Source organism: Candidatus Beckwithbacteria bacterium (assembly GCA_012797845.1).
Taxonomy (GTDB): Bacteria; Patescibacteriota; Microgenomatia; order UBA1400; family UBA1449; genus JAAZOH01.
The window spans coordinates 1-21,130 of sequence record JAAZOH010000019.1; the positions used below are offsets into that span (position 1 = coordinate 1).

Here is a 21,130-nt window from a genome sequence, read left to right on the forward strand (position 1 = left end):
GTTAAAACTACCATTAAAACCACTTGGCCTTGGTTTTTGAGATTTTGTTTCATTATTGATAGTTTCTCAAAACCACACTAGTAGAAAAAGTATCTTTTTCTCCAGTAGGAGCAGTGAGATCAAAACTAAAATCAACCGTATAACGGTCTATACTACTTTTATAGCACGAAATGGAACAATTAGACAATGTGAAGTCAAAATTGGGATTAACAAGTGTAGTCATATTAGCAGGGGTTGTAAGCTCTATATTGGTATTATCTGTATCACCATCATTAACAATATCCTGTTCATCACATTCCAGCACATATGCTTCTCGCTCTTTATTTTCATTTAAAATTGAAAAGGTAAGAGATGTGCCAGAAACCACTGGATCACCGCAGGCACTATCTGGAGTAATTTGACTTGCTACCTGCAATTTTCGCTGCACAATAGAGATCGCATTCCCACCTTCTTTTTTAAGATTCGTAATTGTCTTGGCTTTAGCATTATTGCGTACTATCGAGGCCAAAACATTAACTGTGGCTCCCATAATCAGTGCAAAGGTAGCAATTACTACCAGCATTTCCACCAAAGTAAAACCTGAGTTTTTGTTCATAAACTACCATTTAGTAATAAAAGTTGTTTCTTTAACTTCATGAGAGCCCTTGACATCGTCCCACATAACTGTAACTACAACTTCATATTTTTCATTATCGCTCGGATCTACATTAACAGCCCTATCAATAGTAAAATCTATTTTATTTTCTGTGCTTGCATAATTGTTATTACCAATTGATGTTGTAAATTGTTCCCAAGTTTGAGTATTTTTCATTTTTCGAACTAATTCAATTTCTTTTTTAGCCAAATATGTGGCACTTTGTCTGTTTTGGGCTAAATCAGACATTTGGACTGATTTGGTTGACATTAAAGCCAAAGTAATAAACACCATAGTAATTACAGTAATAGCAATCAAAAGTTCGATAATGGTTTGACCACGCTGTTTATTTACCATCTTCTCTAATATCTCCGAATTGAGTAATTTCAACTACTCTTGCCCCAGAGCTATTTTCGATAGAAAAAGTAAAACTAGTCCCTGAAGTTAATTCTCTAGTTACTGATTCAAATTCGACTGTCGTACCAGATATAGCTTTAAAAATTGTTCCTTTACTTAAAGTTCCGGTTTTTGTTGTAGGACTACTAGTGATAGTTGGTGGAGTTTTTCCATCCGAACAAATTGCATTGATTTGGTAACCACCCGTACCATCAACGAAAGAAAAGATATAACTTACTAAAACTTCATCCGCAGTACAAATGTCTTTTTTGCCTAAAAATGCATTTTGCTGCGCTTCAGTTAAAGCAATCAAAGCATCTTTATATGATTTTTTGAGATTTTGGTCTTCCTGGATCCGACCATACGCCATCATACCAACCCCCATCATCAGTCCCATAATGGTCATCACTACAAGTAATTCGATCAGGGTAAAACCTTGAGAATTGGACAGTTTCATAGTAAAAGAAGTTTCTAAGGATTATGAATACAATATGCATTACCTTCTGTACAACTCAAAGATCCACAATCTCCCAAAGCATCTTCTTGTTCTAAGCAAGTAAGTAGGGTATAACGAAATGTATCATCTTGATTATAACCATAATCAGTTCTTTCAGTTGGATCACAAGGAATTTGCTCCATGTAGGTCGTTGTGCCACTTGCTAAAGGATCTCCACAATCTGGCAAACTCACCGGGTATTCTCCTTCATCAGCCCGGTACAATTCCAAAGCTCCTCTGATTTGCTCTAGATCAGCTTTACGTCTGGAATCACGGGATTTTTTAGAAACAGTTTTATAGCTGCTCATGCCCACTGCCGATAAAATAGCGATGATAGTAATTACTACCATCAGCTCTATTAAAGTAAAACCTCGTTTGTTTGTTTTCATACGGTGATTTATTGTAAATTTACTACACAAAACATATCCCCACTATTATCATCCAAGAAACCAGTTGCGCTGTCACCACCATAATTACCACCACCTGCTTTTAAGCTTCCACACAATAAATAATCTCCACCATTGTAAACATAAGTATAGTCACTATCATTAAATTCTTTTTTAGGAACACCTGATGGAAAATAATCTGCTGTATCCAACTCTGTTATTAATTCGGCTGTTGATGCTGGATAGGAATTATTTACTGAATAATAGGTTTCTAAAGCTTTTTGAATCTCTTTAATTTCAGAAATGGTCTTTCCATCACTACCTCGATCTAAAGATTTGCGAAATGAACTCATTCCCACCATAGCTAAAATTGATAAAATGGTAATTACTACTAATAACTCAATTAAGGTAAAACCTTTTTTAGATGCCAACATAAGATAGCCATATATACTCACCAAATAGTTTGGCAAGCAACATGCCTCCAAGTAAAAATGGGCCAAAAGGGATTGCTGATTTCATGTTTTTTTTGCCCATTGCAATCAGTATGACACCCATGATTGCTCCGGTCAAGAAAGCAATAAACATAGCTACTAAGACCCATTGCCACCAACCTAAAACCACTCCAATAAAAAAAGCTAGTTTTACATCTCCAAAACCAATTCCTTTTCCCTGAGTAATCAGATATAAAAATAGAAAAAAGCCCATTAAACCTAATCCTGATAGTAAAAATTCCCAACGACCAGTAATAAAAAGCCGGCCAACTGCCACAATTGTACCGCTAATAATTAGAGAGTCAGGTAAAATTCCCAATCGTATATCAATAATTGCTAAAGCCAAACTGATTGAGAAAATAAAGAGCCAAAACCCTAAAACCACAAAGCTAAAAAAGCCTTCCATCTGCTGAAAAAAGGCAAAACGTCCCAGTAGCCAATAAACCCAAACAAACTCCAAGCCAACTACCAACTCAACTAAGGGATAGCTTGAAGAAATATGTTGTTTACAAAACCGGCATTTGCCTTTAAGTAGCAAATAAGAGAGTAGGGGAATGTTGTCATACCACTTGATTTCTTTTTTGCATTTTGGGCAACACGACCGGCCAATGGCCCATTCTGGTATCCAAGCTTTTAATCCTGTTTTTTTACCTTTGCTTTCATGAGTTTCCCGATAAACTACTACATTTAAAAAGCTTCCAATGATTAATCCAAAAATAAAAAGTAGTAAGTAAACCAACATAAAATATAAAATTTCTTAATAAACTTAAAATCTCTAGTATTTAGATTAACAGAAAATCAGAGTTTCGCCAACAAAAAACCCAGCCGAAGCTGGGTTTTATTTTAATTTGATTCTTTCAAAACTAATCTGTTTGAGCACAAAGCATACATTTAACACCACTATCTCCAGTAATACTCCATTCTGCAGAACTAGCAGTACAGTTAGTACCAGCTGTAGGATTCGTTAAAGCAGTACAAATACCAGTACCATTATCACAGCCGGTCATTGTTTTATAGTCAAAACCATTATATTGAACACCAGCTGCTGTGAAGCCAGCTCGTGCTGATTTTGATGCTGGTAAATAACATCCCCAAAAGCCACTACTTCCATCATAAGCTCCAATATATAAATCACTGGCAGGAACTTTATTAGATATACTAGTTTTTAATTCTCCTGCTGTTACTAAATTAGCAACATAGCCAGTAGTAGTCACATCAGTAGTATCATGACGATACATATTGGTAACAGCAGTTCCAGCTGCTCCCCATGGATATTGTTCTGTTGTTAATTCATTTCTCTGTACAGCATTTATAACATCAGCAACGGTTTGTTGATATCCGCTATCTTTGGCTTTATTCATCTGTTCAATAGGATTAATAGCCGCCAATACTGCCACAGCCAAAATACCAATGATAGTGATAACGATTAATAACTCAACTAGAGTAAAACCTCGGGAAGACTTGTATTTCATATACTTTTAAACCATTAGGCTTATTATTCCTAAAATGGCAAGAACTTATTACTACTATAGTGCCTCAATTAAAACTGTGATGTCAAGTTGTAAATTGGCACAATAATCGAAATAACCATTACTCCCACTCCAATTCCAAGTATTACAATCATAGCCGGTTCAATAGCGCTGGTTAAAGCTTTCAAAGCCAAAAGCGAATCTTTTTCATACTGTGAAGCAATCCGGTCCAGCATTTCATCTAGTCGGCCGGTTTCTTCACCGACTGACATCATTTGAATTACTGCGTCAGGGAAAAAAGCTTCTCTGGCAAAGCTACTTGATAAGGTCATGCCTTTTTCAACTGTAGTTGTGGCTTTTTCAATACCGTTCCGATAGACCGAGTTACTGGAAATTTGACTCACCACCCCTAAAGAATCAACAATTGATACTCCGGATTTAATTAGTAGCGCTAAAGTACTAATTACTGTGGTAGAAATAACTTTGTCCAACAATTCCCCAATATACGGAATTTTTAAAGTAACTTGATCAAATTGTTTTTTACCTTCAGGACTCTTCAGCCACCAAACTGCTCCAGCCACCAAACTAGCAATAATAATCAAAAAGAAGTACCACTTAACTCTAATAAATTCAGAAACTCCCAATACAATAGAAGTCATAATAGGTAGATCAGCATCAAACTCTTCATACAAAGAACTCATTTTAGGCATCACAAAAAAGACCATAATAATTCCCACCCCAATCATAGCTAGTGTCACAATAGCCGGATACATCATGGAAGATTTCACTTTTGACGTAAATTCCCGTTGATTTTCCATGCTTTCAGCCAGTCTGGTTAAAACCTCACCCAAGACTCCTGCCATTTCTCCAGCTTTAACAAGCGATAAGTAGAGTGGGGTAAAAACTTCGGGGTGAGACTGCATAGATTTATACAGTGTTTGCCCACCTTCAATCCCTGCGCTGACATCTGAAATAACTTTAGACATAGCTGGCTTAGTTTTTTTCTGTAAAAGTTGCAGCGCACTTGTCATTGGCAAACCGGCATCAATCATCGAGGCAAATTGACGAGTAAAATGAATAATATCGGTTTGGCTCACATGAGAAAGGCGCATGCTCAGCTGATATTGCATTTTGCTTTCCTGATCTTCAAGACTGGTAATAAGTAGGCGTTTACCACGCAAAATATCGACAGCTTGCTGTTTAGTTCTGGCTTCAACTACTCCCTGAAGCCGTTCGCCATCTTCTTTAACTGCCTGATATAAAAATACTTTCATAATTATTTTTCACTGTCACCTTTTAGGTGCCGCATTAGTTCTTGTGGTCGCAAACTCCACTGTTTCGCAACTTGAATATCTAACTTACCCCGACCAATTAAGTCAGCCATATAGCCTTCGAGGGGAATCATACCTGACTCTTGTGAAGTTTGAATAATATTGTCGATTAAGTGAGTTTTGCCCTCACGGATATTAGTTTTTACTGCTGTAGTTCCCAGTAAAACTTCTACTACCGGAATACGTCCACCAGTTAATGCTGGTAAAAGTCGTTGTGAAACCACTGCTTCCAATGTATTAGCCAGTTGCATTCTAATTTGGTTTTGTTGGTGAGCGGGAAAGACATCAACAATACGGTCAATTGTTTGTGAAGCCGAGTTAGTATGCAGCGTCGCAAAAACCAAATGGCCTGTTTCAGCAATAGTTAAAGCCGAAGCAATAGTTTCATAGTCCCGCATTTCCCCAATTAAAACTACATCTGGATCTTCCCGAAGCACGCTGCGCAAGGCAATTTTCCAAGAGTGCGTATCTTGCCCAAGTTCACGTTGAGAAATAATTGATTTTTTATTGCTATACATATACTCAATTGGGTCCTCGATAGTCACAATATGATCGGCTCTGGTCGAATTGATTTCATTGATCATAGCTGCCAATGTTGAGGATTTACCATGGCCAGTCGGGCCAGTCACCAAAATCATGCCTGATTTTAGAGAGGTTAAGTTGTGAAAAATATTAGGCAATTGCAACTCATCAAAACTACGAATTTTGGTAGGAATTAAACGCAGTGCCGCAGCAAAACTATTACGCTGAACATAGGCATTGACCCTAAAACGTGCTAGGTCACCTAAGCTTATGGAAAAGTCAATTTCTTTATTTTGTTTTAAAAATTCTTTTTGAACTTCGGTCAACATTGAAGAAACTAGGGTTTTCAAAAGTTCAGGCGTGAGTGTTGGCGCATCCTCAATAGCTCGTAACTCTCCATCAATTCGCAACATGGGCTTAGAATCATTGATTAAATGAAGATCAGAAGCGTTTTTTTGGACAGTAAGCTGGAGAAGTTCTCGTATAGTTTGCATAGATAAATAAATATAATTTAATAATACGGTTTATTTTAGGTTTGTGCTACTCGCATTACTTCTTCTAGAGTAGTAACACCTTCTATAGCTTTTAGATAGCCGTCGATTTCCATGGTAATCATGCCATTTTCAATAGCAGCTTTTTCAATTTCTGAAGTTGGTTTATGAGCAATTGTTAAGGCGCTAATCTTTTCAGTTACCTGCAAGACCTCATAAATTCCGATTCTTCCTGCATAGCCAGTATCATTACAAGCTTGACAACGTCTTCCTCTGTATAATTTAAAATCCGGAGTATCATAACGATCAAAAAGTGGTCCTAATTTTTTACGCAGTCCATCTATAACTTCCTTGGGTGGACTATATGCTTCTTTACAACTTGGGCAAATTTTTCGCACCACCCGTTGACCAGCAATACAATTGACTGCTGAAGCCAATAGGAAAGGTTCTACTTCCATGTCAATTAAACGAGGCAAGGCTCCAGCAGCTGAATTGGTATGCAGCGTAGAAAAGACTAGGTGACCCGTAAGAGAAGCTTGAATTGCTAGCTCAGCTGTTTCGGTGTCCCTGATTTCGCCGACCATCACAATATTGGGGTCTTGTCGCAAAATAGACCGTAATCCCGAAGCAAAAGTCAGACCAGCTACTGGGTTAATTTGAACCTGATTGATACCTGGCATCTCATACTCAATTGGATCTTCCAAGGTAATAATATTGACTTTGGGCGTATTAATTTTATAAAGAGCCGAGTAGAGTGTAGTCGTTTTTCCTGAACCAGTTGGACCAGTAACCAAGATAACTCCATGAGGAATTTGAATAGCTTCTTGAAAATTCTTTAAAGCCCGACCACGTAAACCCAAATCTGGTAAATCAGGCACATTACCGCCTTTTTTCAAAAGCCGCATTACGATTTTTTCTCCATGAGCTGTTGGTAGGGATGATACCCGCAAATCAACTTCTTGATCATCGCTGCGAAAAGAAAAACGGCCATCCTGAGGGATTCGTTTTTCGTCAATTTTCATTCTGGCTAAAATCTTGATCCGAGAGATGACGGCATCATGCACATTTTTAGGCAGTACTAATTTTTCGTGCAAAATCCCATCCAACCGATATCGCACTCTGGTTTTATCTTCCATCGGCTCAATATGAATATCCGAAGCTTGAGATTTCATAGCAAAGCTTAAAAGAGTAGTTACAATCTTGGCAATTGGTGCCTCCTGAATAACATCCTTAATTGTATTTTCATCAACTACCCGAGTATTACTTTGAGCAGCTTCTTTGACAGCTGCATCAATTTGAGAAGATAATCCTTGGGAATAACGTTCGCTAATTACTTGTTTAATATCCTTAGCTACTCCAAAAGCCGGCGCTACTTTACATTGCGACTTACGCTCTAAAAAGTCTATTGCTGTCACGTCCAGTGGATTTTCCATAACCACTTCTAGTTTTTTTTCAGCTGGATCAAAAGAGTAGGGGAAGACTATAAAACGCTGAGCCACACTTTGGGGTACCAAAGTCATAGCCTGAGGATTACTCCCGATTTGGGTAATGTCAATAAAAGGGATATTGTTAATAGCTGCCTTAGCTTCGACTAATTCTTTCTCAGAAGCTAAATTGCGGTCACGAATGATTTCTTCCTGATCTTTGCCAGTATTAACTTCTTCGGTTTTGATAAAATCGTAGTTGGTTTGAGTTAGAACTTGCTTAGCAAGTAAGATATCAGCTAGGGTTTTATTACTAGTATCCATGGGCAGAATAGTTTTTTCATCAACAAACCACCATCAGAAGTGGTCTATCTTAAAATCATTATCCTTTTAAATGAATGTCTCGTCAACATGTTTTCTACATGTTGTGGCATAATACAAAAATAAATATGCATAGTTATCTACTCAGTGGCTTCCCACTTTCACAAGCTAAAACCAAAATAATTGCATTAGCAGGTATTGCTATCACTCCAGATCAGCTAGAAACCCATCCTGACATTACCTGGGTTAAACCCGAAATCAATACTAAAACCACTACTCAAAAGGCTTCGATTAAGATTGAAATTATTCGACAATTACCTCAAATAGTCAATAAAAAACCATTTGAGCTACCCAAACAGCTATGTATTATTGACCAAGCCCAAACTATGACTACAGCTTCTCAAAACGCCTTGTTAAAAATTCTGGAAGAACCCGGAGAAGATACACTATTTTTTTTATTAACCAGTAATCATCAGCAACTGCTTGCAACTATTCAATCTCGTTGCCAGGTTTTAATTGCTGGTAAAACAGGGAAGCAAGACTTAGATTTTGAAACTATTTGGCAAGAACTTATTAGTCTTCATAAACAAACTATTGGCCAAAGATTAAGTGTTATTAATAACTATAGTAAAGATCGAAATTCAGCCCAGCAATGGTTAGCTAGCACTATATATACGCTGCGTTGGCAACTACAACAAAACTCCTCTGACTCACCAATCAATCTTACCGTATTGCTTAAAAATCTAATTAAGGGTCAGCAAGATATAGCCGGTAATGTGAATATAAAACTGGTTCTAGACCAACTTATGATTGCTTGGGACCAGGAGGAGCTTGACTTGGAAGGGTTTTAAATTGTATCCTTCTTGCGTTAGATTTTGAGGTCTAATTTCAGACCCAAAAGTCTGATAAATTTGATATACTAAGGGATATATTAAAGAGAAACAAAAGCCCCATTGTGGGACTTTGTTCTTTATTGTCTTATTAAAGAATATGAACGCTTCACAAAGCTATACCGCTGAAAATATCCAAGTTCTGGAAGGTTTAGAACCAGTCCGCAAACGACCGGGCATGTATATTGGCTCCACTGATGAGCGAGGTTTGCATCATTTGCTCTCTGAAATTGTCGACAACTCTCTTGATGAGGCTATTGCTGGTTTTGCCAGTAATGTGTATGTGCATATTTTAAAAGACGGTAGCATGGTAGTTTCTGATGATGGCCGCGGTATTCCGGTTGATATTCATCCCAAATTAGGTATTTCCGCCTTAGAAGTTACTATGACCAAACTCCATGCTGGAGGTAAGTTTGATAGTAGGGCTTACCAAGCTTCTGGTGGTTTGCACGGAATTGGTTCTTCGGCTGTTAATGCGTTATCTATTTACACTAGAGTTGAAGTCCGACGAGATAACCAAATTTATTTCCAGGAATATTCGATTGGTAAACCCAAAGACAGTGTTAAAACATTAAGCGATACTCAAATTAAAGAGTCCTTATCCCAAACTTATGTGCCATTTTTGCAAGGTGGTACTACTACTGCTTTTAAACCTGATAGTTCTATTTTTTCAACTACTGAATTTTCTTATAAAAAAATTAAAAATATGCTCCGTGAACGGGCTTATTTAATGGCTGGAATTAGAATCCATCTTTTTGATTTACGTAGTGGCGAGGAAGCTCATTTTTATTTCGAAGGTGGCATCAAATCTTTGGTGCGTTTTTTAAATAGAAATAAAAAAGAAATTCATGAAGTCATTTATGCTAAAGGCCATGTCGAGGATAAGTTTCCTATTGGCGTAGAAATAGCTATGCAATACACCGACAGTTTTAATGAGAATATTCAGGCTTTTACCAATGTAATTAATACTCCCGATGGTGGGACTCATGTGGCCGGATTTCGTATGGCTTTAACGCGGTCAATCAAAGACTATATGAAACAGAACGAGATGAATGGTAAAGATGGTAAAAGTGAACTCACCGGCGATGATATTAAAGAAGGTTTAACTGCTGTAGTTTTTGTCAAAATGCCAGCCGCTAATATTCAGTTTGAATCTCAAACCAAAACTAAACTTAATAATAGTGAAGCTCAGCAGGCTGTGTATTCAGTCTTTAAAGAGCAGCTTGATGTTTATTTTGAAGAACATCCTCAAGAAGCTAAAAAAATTATTGGCAAAATTGAACTGGCTGCTAAAGCCCGTATGGCCGCTCGGGCCGCTCGAGATGCGGTCGTTCGCAAAGGGATTTTGGAAGGCATGACTTTGCCAGGTAAATTGGCTGACTGTCAAAGCAAAGATCCGGCTCAATCAGAACTTTTCATCGTTGAAGGAGATAGTGCTGGCGGTAGTGCTAAACAGGGTCGAGACCGGTTTAACCAAGCTATTTTGCCTTTGGGTGGGAAAATTTTAAATACTGAACGAGCCAGGCTTGATAAAATTGTAGAGTTTGAAGAGCTCAAAGCTTTGATTATTGCTTTAGGTATGGGCATTGGCGAAACAGTTGATGTAATTAAAGCCCGCTATCATCGTATTGTGATTATGTGTGATGCTGATGTGGATGGTGAACATATTGCGACTTTACTTTTAACCTTTTTTTACCGTCACTTACCAGAGATCGTAGCTAAAGGATATTTATATATCGCTCTACCGCCACTGTATAAAATCCAAACTGGCAAAGATATAAAATATGCTTATTCTGATCCGGAAAAAGATGAATGTATTCAAAAAATCAAACAAGAGAAGGGGAGTGCTACTAAAATAAATTTACAAAGATACAAAGGTTTGGGCGAAATGAACCCAGAACAACTTTGGGAAACAACCATGAATCCCAAAACCAGATTACTTAAACAAGTAAGCGTTGAAGATGGAGAACGGGCTGATCAGGTTTTTACTATGTTGATGGGTGATGAAGTACCACCGAGAAAACGGTTTATCCAAACACATGCCAAAATGGCAACTTTAGATATTTAACAAATAAATGTTTTATTGATTGCTCTTTTAAGAATTGCAAAAGCTAAATTATAAAATTTTTTGTTTTATAATCGCTTTTTTAAAAAATAGTCAAGAAACTGTTTTTTGAATTCATACAACATGTCATCGCAATGTTTGCTGCCTTTCTGAGAAGGCAAGTTCGATGACATAAATGAAAAAAACTGTTTCCTGAACATTTTTTAATTTAAGCGAGAGTTTTCTTTTGTCAATTTCTTTTGCGGCCAAAAGAAATTGACGTATGCTTTATAAAGCTAGAACTTTTACAAAGTTCTATTTATAATAGCCAAGTTTAGTTTAGAAATAATTATTAAAAATACATTCCCAAGCCTGCGGGAATAAAACAAAGGAGATTTCATATGATGAATATCCAATTAGTAGCGCTTTTTGTTGCTCCGGCTACAGCCATCATCGCTTTAGCCTATGGGTATTACTTAACCAGGCAAGTAATGCAGGAGCAGGAAGGCTCAAAAAAATTACAAGATATTGCTAAAGCTGTCCGTGAAGGTGCTATGGCTTATCTTAAACGACAATTTAGTGTCATTATTCCTTTTATGATTGTTTTGGCAATCCTGCTATTTTTTGCCATGGGTTCCCATATTGCCATTACCTTTTTATTGGGGGCAGTTTCAAGTGCTGTTATTGGTTATCTTGGTATGTGGGTGGCAGTTCATGCTAATGTTCGCACTGCCAACTCGGCTTTAAAAGGTCTTAACCCTGCTTTAAAAGTTGCTTTTGGAGCTGGAGCAGTCAACGGAATGTTGGTCGTTGGTTTGGGTCTAATGGGTGTTTCCTTAATCTACATGTGGTCTTACTTTAGTTATCACTTGGTTGGCGATGAAGCTGTAGCCAAACATGCTACTGATGTTTTGGTTGGCTATGGGTTTGGCGCTGCTTTGATTGCACTGTTTATGCGGGTAGGCGGCGGTATTTTTACCAAAGCTGCTGATGTTGGTGCTGATTTGGTTGGTAAAGTTGAAAAAGGTATTCCTGAAGATGATCCGCGTAATCCAGCCGTAATTGCTGATAATGTTGGCGATAACGTCGGTGACTGCGCTGGTATGGCCGCTGATGTCTTTGAATCATATGAACTAACGGTAGTAGCTGCCATGATCTTGGGCGGTCAAATGTTTGGTTTAAAAGGTGTGGTTTTTCCACTACTAGCTAGAGCTGCTGCTATTTTGACTTCAATTTTGGGTTCATTTTTTGTTAAAGCTAGAGAAGGTGAGACCAATGCTATTTTGCCTTTAATTAGAGGTTTCGTGGTTTCAGCAATTTCCTCTGTAGTTATCTTTATGGGTTTGGCAATTTATTTGCTTGAGGAAGTCAAAGCTGGGTATGCAGCCGTAGCTGGGATCGTAGGTATGCTAGCCTTACTGTTTATTACAAAATACTACACCGGACCAGGTGAAAAACCAGTAGTGGAAATTGCTAAGGCTTCAGAAACCGGCGCAGGTACCAATCTTATTACTGGCATGTCTTTTGGTATGGAATCAACTTTTGCCTCAACCTTGGTCATGATTGCCGGTATTTTGGTTGGCTATAGCTTGCTAGGTTTTTATGGAGTTTCTTTAGTCGGGATGGGTATGCTGGCAACAACCGGTATTATTATGGCTTTAGATACCTTCGGACCTATTGCCGATAATGCTCAGGGTATGTGTGAAATGGCAGGACTGTCTGAAAAAGCTGCCAAGGTAACCAATGGTCTTGACGCTGTTGGTAACACTACCAAAGCCTTGACCAAAGGTTTTGCCGTTGGTTCGGCTGTCATTGCTGCTAGTTCACTGTTTGCAACTTATTTTGAAGAAACTGGATTAAGTTCAATTGATATGGCTAATCCTAAAGTTTTTGTCGGTGTCTTATTCGGTGCTGCTTTGCCATTCTTATTTAGCTCAAGGCTAATGAAATCAGTTGGAGTTGCAGCTTACGAAGTTATTAAAGAAGTGCGCCGTCAATTTAAAGAAATTAAAGGTATTATGCAGGGTAAAGCTACTCCCGATTATTCTAAGGCCGTGGAAATCGTGACCGCTGCTGCTCAAAAAGAGCTAGTTTTACCAGCCACTATTGTAATTACTGCTCCGGTTTTCGCAGGCCTTCTAGGTGCTGAAGCATTAGGTGGCTTTTTAGGCGGGGCTATTGCCTCTGGTCTTATGGTTGCTCTGTACAGCTGTAATACTGGTGGAGCTTGGGATAATGCCAAAAAATACATTGAGGATGGCTTTTTTGGCGGTAAAGGCAGTGAAGCTCACAAAGCCGCTGTGGTTGGTGACACCGTTGGTGATCCTTTAAAAGACACCTCTGGACCAGCTCTTAATCCTATGATGAAAATCATTCAGATTGTGGCTTTGCTGATTGCCTCTTTAGTTGTTACTACTTTTGGCATGTAAAAATTGAGGACTGTATGGCAAAAAAAACCATAGTTGATATTATCATCGAAATTTCATCCAGCTCTTCAGTTAAGTATGAATTGGATGAAAAAACTGGCAGGATCTATGTGGATCGGTTTTTACCAACTCCCATGGCTTATCCGGAAAACTATGGTTTAGTAGAACATACACTTGGCCAAGATGGTGATGCTCTTGATGCCTTAGTTTTAACTTCCGAACCAGTGGCTCCAGGCACCTGGATCAAGGCTGAAGTCATTGGTATGTTGGCTATGGAAGATGAAAAGGGTGGAGATTGTAAACTAATTTGTGTTCCGGCTACTCGCAGTATTGATGCTGAGTTTGGGCCTTGGACCAAATTATCTGATGTTCCTAGACATCGTTTACATCGAATTGAGCATTTCTTTGCTCACTATAAAGATTTGGAAAAAGGTAAATGGGTCAAGATCAAGCGTTTTGCTAATAAAATAGAAGCCTTAAAAGAGCTTAAAAATAGTCAAGATCGTTTTAAACAAATAATTTAATATTAAACGACATAAATTTGTAAAGAAAAAAACATGGCAGAAGATACCAATAAACCAGTAGAAACAAATGGGGAGCCAAATCAGGCTTTGCAAAAAAACGTGGTTAAAGATACTGAGTATGGCAAAATTTTCCCAACCTCGATTACACAGGAGATGGAAAAATCCTATCTAGATTATGCCATGTCTGTTATCGTGGCCAGAGCTTTGCCGGATGTTCGCGATGGTTTAAAACCAGTACACCGCCGGATCTTGTTTGCCATGCGCGATATGGGTCTGACCTCTAAAGCTGCATACAAAAAGTCTGCCAGAATTGTAGGAGAAGTTTTGGGTAAATATCACCCTCATGGCGATCAAGCTGTATACCAAACGTTAGTGAGACTAGCTCAGGATTTTTCCATGCGCTATCCCTTAGTCGATGGTCAGGGTAACTTTGGCTCAGTTGATGGTGATAGTGCTGCTGCCATGCGGTACACCGAAGCCAAACTGGCCAAAATTGCAGATGAGCTATTGGAAGATCTTGATAAGGAAACGGTTGATTTTGTCGACAATTTTGATGGGTCTCAACAAGAGCCTTCGGTTTTACCAGCCAAATTGCCAAATTTGCTTTTGATCGGTTCTGAAGGGATTGCGGTCGGGATGGCTACTAAAATTCCACCACACAACTTGGAAGAGGTGGTTGATGCAATTAAAACCTTGGTTGCTAAATCCCAAACCACTCCAACTCAAGCTGATCCCAAAACTATCGAAACTACTGAGCCAGATCAACTCACTGGCGGTTTTGTTTCTGAAGTTACTATTGAAGAGTTAATGGGCCATATCAAAGGTCCTGATTTTCCAACCGGGGCTAATATTTATAATCCCAAAGACATCCGCGAAGTTTACCTTTCTGGTAAAGGCAGGATTTTGATGAGGGCTACTACTGATATCACTGAAGTTAAGGATAAATCTAGGATCGTCATTACCGAAATTCCATATTTGGTCAACAAAGCCAAACTGATCATGAAAATTGCCCAGCTGGTTAAAGATAAAAAGATTATTGGCATTTCTGATATTCGGGATGAATCTGACCGCAAAGGCATGCATGTCGTGATTGAGCTCAAAAAAGGCAGTCGGCCCAAATCGGTTCTCAATAATCTTTTCAAACATACTGAGCTACAAACCAGTTTCCCGGCTAATATGGTGGCCTTGGTCGATGGCACACCTCAGTTGTGTAATTTGAAAATGATGCTGACTGAATATATCAAACATCGTCAACTAGTGGTTGTTCGCCGCAGTCAGTATGAGCTGCGGGCTGCTAAACTCCGAGCCCATATTTTAGAAGGTTTAAAAATTGCTCTAGATAACCTTGATGCCGTTATCAAAACTATTCGCGAATCCAAAGACAGTGATACCGCTCGGGCTAATTTGATGTCCCGCTTTGGCCTGACCCAAATCCAATCAGAAGCTATTTTAGATATGCAGCTGCGCCGGCTTTCAGCACTTGAACGGCAAAAAATTGAAGATGAGTACAAAGCCATTAAAGAAACGATTGATAAACTAACCTTACTTTTACAAAACCCCAAACAAATTTTAGAGGTCATTATTGCCGAACTGGATGGACTTAAAGAAAAATATAAAAGCCCCAGGCGGACCAAAATTCATGGCGCTCTAACTACTATTTCTGAAGAGGATTTAGTACCCAATGCTCCAATTTTAATTACGGTAACTAAGAGTGGCTACGTAAAACGGATTCCCCGCGATACTTTCCGTTCTCAGCGCCGCGGCGGCAAAGGCGTTTCTTCCATGGCTACCAAAGCTGAAGATGAGATGGCTTTCTTATTAACTGCCAACAATCATGATGATGTTTTATTCTTTACCAACAAAGGCAAAGTTTTCCATCTCAAAGCCTACGATTTACCCGAAGGTAGCCGCCAAAGCAAAGGCCAAGCTGTCGTTAATTTGATCAATATTGATAGTGGGGAAACGGTTAAGTCTATCATTGCCATTCCTGATTTGACTAAAACTGGAGGGTTTTTGGTCATGGCTACTAAACAGGGTTTGATCAAAAAAACCACTTTAGATAAATATGTCAAAATTAAAGTCAACGGTTTGACTAGTATCAAATTGGATCAAGGCGATCAGCTAATTTCTGTCAAAACTACTTCTGGTGATGATCAGGTTTTTATCGTCACCCACAGAGGTAAAGCCATTCGCTTTAATGAAAAGGATGTCCGTCCTATGGGTCGAGCTACCAAAGGTGTTAAGGGCATTAATATCAAACCTGATGATTATGTGGTTACTATGGAAACTTTCCCGTCTAAAGAGAACAGACCCGATGATGGTCGCAAAAAATACTTTAGAGACCTTATGGTTGTCACCGAGCGGGGGATTGGCAAACGTACTCCGGTCCATTTATTCCCATTGCACAAACGTGCTGGAGTAGGTGTCAAAGTGGCTAAGCTTAATGCTAAAACTGGTAATATTGTCTCAGCTGAGTTAGTCACTCCAGAAATTTCTCAGCTGATGATTACTACTAAAAAAGCCCAAATGATCAAGTTGCCACTGCGCAATATTAAGCAACTGGGTCGCAATACTCAAGGCATTATCCTCATGAGGTTTAACAAAGAAGGCGATAGCGTGGCCGCCATGACTTGTATCGGTGAAGAAGAGAGCGAAGAGTAGAATAAATTGCGCAACTTGACTTCCAGTTTTATAATCCCAATTAGATTTATATCAAAATAAAAATTATTCTCATGTAATTGAAATAATTTTATTTCACAGAGAGAAACAAGCTATGCATATGAAAAAACAAATATTTACAATCGGATACGAAATACCAGGCAACAGTGATAATTATTTAAATTTTTACAGTGATTTATCTTTAATGGACGCTGATATTTTATTGATTTCGCCAGAATCTTTATACCCAAGTGAGAATTATGGGAATTGGATTGATTTTTCTTCAGGAGGAGGTTGCTACAATGTTCCAACATCAAGTGAATACGAAAAAAAAATAATTCACCTTCAAAAAGAAATAACAGATTTTTTGCAATCTGGGAAAAGTGTTTTTATTGTTTTGTCCAAAAAACAAAGCCACATGCTTTCTTCTGGTGTATCTCACCCCAGAAAAGGGGAAAGCTTACACAAAACTTATACAAAATCTAATTACGATTTTTTACCAATCAGTATTGGCACATTAATATCCGCCTCTGGAAAACATATTTGCTTTTCAGGAAATCCGACTTTCAGAAATTTTTATAACTCATTCAAAGATAATTTAGAATACAAACTTTACGTAGAAAATCCAAAAGAAGTTGATGTTGTTTTTACTGGTAAAACAAAAACGAAAATATTAGGAGCTATTTATAAGATTGGCACTGGATATTTAATAACGCTTCCAATGATCACCTTTAATGAGGAAGAGTTTACAAAAACAAAAAAAGGTGTGGACGGTGAAAAAGAAGAGGTTTGGAACAAAAAGGGATTGATTTGGGGCAGCAACTTTATCCAATGTTTAATTGAAATTGATAACAAACTTACCAATAATTCAGAAAAAACAACAGCACCAGAGTGGGTTTCAAAAAAAGAATTCATAAGCATGAAAGAAGAAAAGTTGCTTAAGTCAATTAGCAAGAATAAGAAAAAAGTTTTAAAAATTAAAGAAGAAAATGAGAAGCTGAAAATAGAACTTGAAGAGGAGATAACATTAAAGGATTTATTATTTGAACAAGGTAAACCACTTGAAAATGCAGTCATAAAAGCTCTTAAAATACTCGGCTATCAAGCTGAAAATTATGATGATGGTAATTTAGAAATGGATCAGGTTATTACAAGTCCTGAAGAACATCGATATATTGGAGAAAGTGAGGGGAAAGATAGTAAGGATATTAATGTAACTAAATACCGGCAATTGATTGATGCATTGAATGCAGACTTTGCTAGAGACGAGGTAGAAGAAAAAGCATTTGGCATATTATTTGGAAATCCAGAAAGATTTATAGAGCCAAAAAATAGAAAGGTTGATTTTACAGCAAAATGTAAAACTGATGCAAAACGAGAAAAGATTGCGTTAATTAAAACTTCAGATTTATTTTTAGTAGCAAAATATCTCCATGAAAATAATAATAAAAAATTTAAGAAAGAATGTAGAGAGGCAATTCATTCTCAGCTAGGAGAATTGGTTAAATTTCCTGAAATTCCAAAGAAAGAATGAAGGGTTTTGGTTTGTTAAATTTAGTCTGTCAATTTCTAATTACTGTTTTCTTTCTTCCCATGAAATTGCTCATGGACTTTTTTAAGCTGGGCATTGGTTACATGTGTATAAATTTGCGTCGTAGCAATATTTTTATGACCCAGCATTTCTTGGACACTGCGAAGATCGGCGCCATTTAAAAGTAAATCAGTTGCAAAGCTGTGCCGAAGGGTGTGTGTGGTTGCATCGACTGGTAGCTTGGCTCTACGTACGTATTTTTTTATAATTCGCTGCACACTGCGTTGGGTTAGCCGCATTTTCTCACCTTCGTATTCTTCTTGTTTGCCCCTTGAGTAGCGGATAAAAAGTGGCTTCCAACTATCTTCCCGTTGTTCCAAATATCGGTTCAGCCAATCAGCAGCTGACTCTGACAAAAAAACCACTCGCGGTCTCCTCCCTTTACCAATCACCCCAAACTCTTTGGTCTCCAAATTGACCTGATCGCAGTTTAAGTTAATCAGCTCAGACACCCGCAAGCCAGTAGAAAACAGTAATTCCAAAATTGCCTTATCTCTCAACCCTATTTCGCTTGATAGGGTAGGCTGGGATAGCAAGCGCTCCACTTGCTCACGATTTAAAAACTTCAAAGATTTAGCATCATTCTTTGGCAGCTCAATTTTTTCCGGTGCCAAAACTTTAACATCATTTTTAATTAGCCATTTGAAAAACGATCGCAGCGCGATCACATAGTAGCTCTGAGTGCTCTTCTTGAGTGGTAAGCCATGATCATCAATAAAGCGTTTTAAATAAAGACGGTATTCGCGAACAGTGTCTATATCAATACTTTTTACTGATATGACTGCGTTTTTTTGAGCATCCAGCCAACTGGCAAAGCGCTCGAGATAGATTCGGTAATTGCGAATAGTAAGGGGAGAGGCATTCTTTTCCAATTCCAAGTACTCTAAGAACAGCTCAATTTGGGTTTTTATATCAAGACTTTTTTTCATTAGCAGTCAAAGTTAGAAACTGACAATATGAGTAGTAAGAAATATTTATTGATATACTAATAAAATAGAGCAATCACCTACTGTAAAAAAGCCGAAAACAACAGATGTGGATCAGAGTAGGCTTCTCTAATTATGTATTTTTAATAGTATAAATTATTTTATTGTACGACATAAAATAAAACAAGCAGCAAAAACAATATCTAATAAAAATGAAAAAGTGTTCTTATATTAATTAAAATAAATAATAAAAAAATTAATTCAACATATTGATATTTGTTTTTAAAAACTATCACAACAAAAAGGGTTGAGTTTCTTATAGCTTCAAAAAGCAAGAGGCTCATTTTAAAAGACCAAATTACATCAAAACAACCTACATAGACACATACAGAAAACGTGTCTACAGCATGTATTTAACTAATCGTTCCAAAACTTGTTTTTGATGTTTAAGAAATCATTTTTGGTTGATATATCAGTTTTATATGGCTAATACGCAATGAGAGCCATTCTAACGCATGCAAAGTTTTTCAATGATTAACTAATCATCAAAAACAGATAAAAACCTCTGTAAAAAAAGTCTTAAGTGGGGTAGACACACACTTTTACGGCTTTTTATACAAAGTTGGCAAAATGTAGTATCAAAACAAAAAGAGCAGTTATGTGAATTTTGCACATATCTGTAAAAGGGGAAATAAAAAAATTTAAAAAAAATTAAAAATTTTTCTAAAAAACACAAAAATTGAGCTGCTCTCTGCTACTTCCATACTCTATGTCGTTTAAGTTATATTGTGCGACACAATAGCTTGGAAACATTTTAAATACATACAACTAAGCAGAGTGGTTAGATCGTTTTAACATATTTACATTCGCCAGCATGGCACTCATGAAATCTTCTCTTCCTTTAGTCTATGCCTCTTATTTTTAAGTCTTGCTAAGAAGGTTTAAGCCTTGATAGATTCAAAGTTTTCCACAACTTAAATCCAGTCCATAAACAGAGTCTAGTAATATATACAAACTATATCATTTACTCTGTTAAATATCTACGAATATTTTCCCAAAAACATAGGTATTCAGCAGTCAAATTGTTTTGCTGCTAAAATTGCTTCCGTGAAAAGTCCTATAACTTTATGTGAAAAATATCATTCTCTGTTTATTATGGGACTATAACTGGTGACAGAAATCTGTCTATCCCCTCTACTCTGCCTGGATATATCTAAAAATTTTATTATGGAAAACCAATTATATCTGTTATTAAAATTTTCTCTTGAGTAATTTGATTTTGTTTTTACATTAAAATAATAATATGGCTTTTGGATAGCATTGTTATTTTCATCAAGATCTACTCTGTTTTTAGACGCAAAAATTATATGAGGTGTTCTCGAGGACGAAACTATTTTTTATACTTTTATTCCTCTTGTAGTAAAATCATCTTAATGAATATAGTCAACGTTTTTACAGATAAATTAGGTAAATATGGTAATCCACTTGGCATAATTATTGATGAAAAGAAATTCTTTAATAAAGTCAAACGACAGCAAATAGCATTAGCAAGCGGGTTTAGTGAGATCGTATTTATCAATAATATTCAAAAGAGAGATATTAGCATCTTTTCTCCACAAAGAGAGATTCCTTTTGCTGGCCATGCTGTAATAGGAGCAGCTTATTTTTTAGATCAAGAATATAAAAAGCCAGTTAAACAACTTATTAGCATGAGAACTAAAATCAAAACATGGGCAAAAAATAGACTAATGTGGGTTAGAGGTGATTTATCAATTACCCCTCCATGGAATCTTGAACAAGTAGTTAATACTTTACAGCTTGAAAAAATTACCGTTAAACAAGCATCTTCTAAAAAACATACACTAATTTGGTCTTGGATAGATAAAAACAAAGCCATTATTCGTGCTCGCACTTTTGCCTCTGATTGGGGTATTTCTGAAGATGAGGCTAATGGATCAGGCGCAATGAAATTAACTATTAAACTAGGTCGGGATTTAACAATTCATCATGGTCAAGGTTCAGTTATTTATACTAAAATATCAACAATATCTGGTTTTATAGATCTTGGTGGTAGGGTCAGGGTAATTAAAAGGGAATAGATATTTATCTT

Annotated in this window: 18 protein-coding genes; 7 read left to right on the forward strand and 11 right to left on the reverse strand. The window is 37.3% G+C overall.

Annotated elements, in window-relative coordinates:
• Positions 1–52 precede the first annotated feature (52 nt).
• The 10 genes from GYA49_02580 to GYA49_02625 form a co-directional block, all read right to left on the reverse strand.
• Complete coding sequence (locus GYA49_02580; GenBank protein ID NMC35908.1) at positions 53–595, reverse strand: type II secretion system protein; 543 nt, start codon at positions 593–595, stop codon at positions 53–55.
• Positions 596–598: 3 nt separating this feature from the next.
• Positions 599–991, reverse strand: coding sequence for a hypothetical protein (locus tag GYA49_02585; GenBank protein NMC35909.1), 393 nt, complete (start codon positions 989–991; stop codon positions 599–601).
• Entirely contained in the window at positions 981–1,487 is a 507-nt protein-coding gene (locus GYA49_02590) for a type II secretion system protein (GenBank protein NMC35910.1), read from the reverse strand. Before GYA49_02590 ends, GYA49_02585 begins: the two co-directional genes overlap by 11 nt.
• A 14-nt stretch (positions 1,488–1,501) precedes the next feature.
• Positions 1,502–1,915, reverse strand: coding sequence for a prepilin-type N-terminal cleavage/methylation domain-containing protein (locus GYA49_02595; protein ID NMC35911.1), 414 nt, complete (start codon positions 1,913–1,915; stop codon positions 1,502–1,504).
• Between the two features lie 8 nt (positions 1,916–1,923).
• A complete protein-coding gene (locus tag GYA49_02600; GenBank protein ID NMC35912.1) occupies positions 1,924–2,346 on the reverse strand; it encodes a type II secretion system protein in 423 nt (140 codons plus the stop codon).
• A complete protein-coding gene (locus GYA49_02605; protein NMC35913.1) occupies positions 2,333–3,145 on the reverse strand; it encodes a prepilin peptidase in 813 nt (270 codons plus the stop codon). Before GYA49_02605 ends, GYA49_02600 begins: the two co-directional genes overlap by 14 nt.
• Before the next feature lie 121 nt (positions 3,146–3,266).
• The gene (locus GYA49_02610; protein ID NMC35914.1) at positions 3,267–3,875 is read right to left on the reverse strand and encodes a type II secretion system protein; all 609 of its coding nucleotides are present in this window, start codon (positions 3,873–3,875) and stop codon (positions 3,267–3,269) included.
• Positions 3,876–3,943: 68 nt separating this feature from the next.
• Positions 3,944–5,146, reverse strand: coding sequence for a type II secretion system F family protein (locus GYA49_02615; GenBank protein NMC35915.1), 1,203 nt, complete (start codon positions 5,144–5,146; stop codon positions 3,944–3,946).
• A 2-nt stretch (positions 5,147–5,148) separates the two neighbouring features.
• Complete coding sequence (locus GYA49_02620; GenBank protein ID NMC35916.1) at positions 5,149–6,219, reverse strand: type IV pilus twitching motility protein PilT; 1,071 nt, start codon at positions 6,217–6,219, stop codon at positions 5,149–5,151.
• A 35-nt stretch (positions 6,220–6,254) separates the two neighbouring features.
• Entirely contained in the window at positions 6,255–7,964 is a 1,710-nt protein-coding gene (locus tag GYA49_02625) for a type II/IV secretion system protein (protein ID NMC35917.1), read from the reverse strand.
• Between the two features lie 125 nt (positions 7,965–8,089).
• On the opposite strand from GYA49_02625, the gene GYA49_02630 reads away from it, so the two are divergent.
• From GYA49_02630 to GYA49_02655, 6 genes are all read left to right on the forward strand, one after another.
• The gene (locus GYA49_02630; protein ID NMC35918.1) at positions 8,090–8,812 is read left to right on the forward strand and encodes a hypothetical protein; all 723 of its coding nucleotides are present in this window, start codon (positions 8,090–8,092) and stop codon (positions 8,810–8,812) included.
• Between the two features lie 139 nt (positions 8,813–8,951).
• Positions 8,952–10,919 carry a type IIA DNA topoisomerase subunit B gene (locus GYA49_02635; protein NMC35919.1) on the forward strand — a complete coding sequence of 656 codons (1,968 nt, stop codon included), beginning with the start codon at positions 8,952–8,954 and terminating at the stop codon, positions 10,917–10,919.
• Between the two features lie 377 nt (positions 10,920–11,296).
• Positions 11,297–13,324 carry a sodium-translocating pyrophosphatase gene (locus tag GYA49_02640; protein NMC35920.1) on the forward strand — a complete coding sequence of 676 codons (2,028 nt, stop codon included), beginning with the start codon at positions 11,297–11,299 and terminating at the stop codon, positions 13,322–13,324.
• Positions 13,325–13,338: 14 nt separating this feature from the next.
• The gene (locus GYA49_02645; protein ID NMC35921.1) at positions 13,339–13,845 is read left to right on the forward strand and encodes an inorganic diphosphatase; all 507 of its coding nucleotides are present in this window, start codon (positions 13,339–13,341) and stop codon (positions 13,843–13,845) included.
• Positions 13,846–13,878: 33 nt separating this feature from the next.
• Complete coding sequence (gene gyrA / locus GYA49_02650; protein NMC35922.1) at positions 13,879–16,506, forward strand: DNA gyrase subunit A; 2,628 nt, start codon at positions 13,879–13,881, stop codon at positions 16,504–16,506.
• Positions 16,507–16,624: 118 nt separating this feature from the next.
• A complete protein-coding gene (locus tag GYA49_02655; protein NMC35923.1) occupies positions 16,625–18,037 on the forward strand; it encodes a hypothetical protein in 1,413 nt (470 codons plus the stop codon).
• A 35-nt stretch (positions 18,038–18,072) separates the two neighbouring features.
• On the opposite strand, the gene GYA49_02660 is transcribed toward GYA49_02655, so the two are convergent.
• Positions 18,073–19,023, reverse strand: a complete 951-nt coding sequence (locus GYA49_02660) for a tyrosine-type recombinase/integrase (protein ID NMC35924.1) — start codon at positions 19,021–19,023, stop codon at positions 18,073–18,075.
• A gap of 1,430 nt (positions 19,024–20,453) precedes the next feature.
• Between GYA49_02660 and GYA49_02665 the strand changes: the two genes are divergently transcribed.
• Entirely contained in the window at positions 20,454–21,119 is a 666-nt protein-coding gene (locus GYA49_02665; GenBank protein NMC35925.1) for a PhzF family phenazine biosynthesis protein, read from the forward strand.
• Positions 21,120–21,130: the final 11 nt, after the last annotated feature.